The following is a 1,198-nucleotide window of genomic DNA, read 5'->3' on the forward strand; positions in this document are numbered from 1 at the left end:
GGGCATAGAGCATGTCCTGCAACTCCGCTAAGGCCTGAATTCCGTTCTCCAGGGCCTCCTTGGCAAGCGGCTTGTCTTCGGAGCCGAAGCCCAGAGTTTCGCCAGGGTCGTACTTGCTGAGTTTGAAATTCTTGCCGTTCATGACTCGAAAGCGTTTTGCTAATTTGCGGGACGATTCGATTACTTCCTTGGTCTTCATAGGAAACCCACAGTTATCCGAGATGCCGGTTCCCCGGTTACTTGCCGAAATCGTAATCGATCTGAATAGTTCGATGAGTGCATTGCCCTGTCCTCGCCAACTGACCCTCAACTTCCGGATTGCCCGTCACCCGGGGAAATCGGCAGTTGAGTCGACTTTAAAAATCGCCCCCGGCGCCTCCGCCTCCCGAAGCTCCTCCACCGAACCGGAACTCTGGACTGCTTGTTTGCGGGCTTGGCGTTATTGAGTGGGGGGATACCAGGCCCAATACGGCGGAGCCTGCGTTCATCCAGTGTTTGTCCTTTCCCGATAGGCGCGCGGCGGTAAAGCCGTGGCGAATTCCGCCCGGGCCACTGGCAAGCCAGCGTCGAAGGAACAACGCGACACCGCTCAACAATATGCCCAGAAGCATCGGGTCCCAAGTATGCCTCTGCCAGCCGAGATAAGGTTTATTGGAGACGAAGGTCAGGATGGCAGCAATCGCACCCACCGCGATGACGAAGCGGTCCTTATGGCGAACGCCGCGCGCGAGTACGACGGGCGGCAGGCACCAGATCAGCACCCACGTGGTCCAGTAGAAAGGCCTCGCGAATTCAGCGGCAGCCCGTGTGCTGCCGCCCCACCAATGCGCGGACAGGTTCAACGACGAAAGCTTGAGGTTGATGGCCAGGTAGATGCCGAGCCAGAGGAACGCTTCCACGAGCGAATAAGCATCCTCGAGGTAATCGTAGCGGTGACGGGAGCGTATTGCCGTTATACCTATCAGCCCGGCTGCATAGAACCCGGCGACGATCACGTGCTGCGCTGAGTGAGACGAGGTCCAGTAGCCTGGCACAAAGAGGGCGAAGATCATTGCGGCGAGAAATGCATACGAGAGCCCGAAGCGGCGCCAGATCCAGAGCGAAAAGACGGCGCCGGCGGCGGGAACCACAAACTGGGCTCCCAACGGCTTTGGCGAATAATGGCTGCCGCTGAAAAGAGCGGCCTGCATTCCCGCGC

General features: G+C 58.7%; 2 protein-coding genes. Both read right to left on the reverse strand.

Going from position 1 to position 1,198, the window contains the following annotated elements; genetic code table 11:
* Nucleotides 1–199 (reverse strand): hypothetical protein (locus AB4043_RS26140; protein ID WP_442308604.1); only part of this gene is annotated, 199 nt, incomplete at its 3' end.
* 157 nt (nucleotides 200–356) lie between these two features.
* Nucleotides 357–1,198 (reverse strand): hypothetical protein (locus tag AB4043_RS26145; RefSeq protein ID WP_442308605.1); only part of this gene is annotated, 842 nt, incomplete at its 5' end.

Source organism: Terriglobus sp. YAF25, assembly GCF_052113305.1.
Taxonomy (GTDB): Bacteria; Acidobacteriota; Terriglobia; order Terriglobales; family Acidobacteriaceae; genus Terriglobus.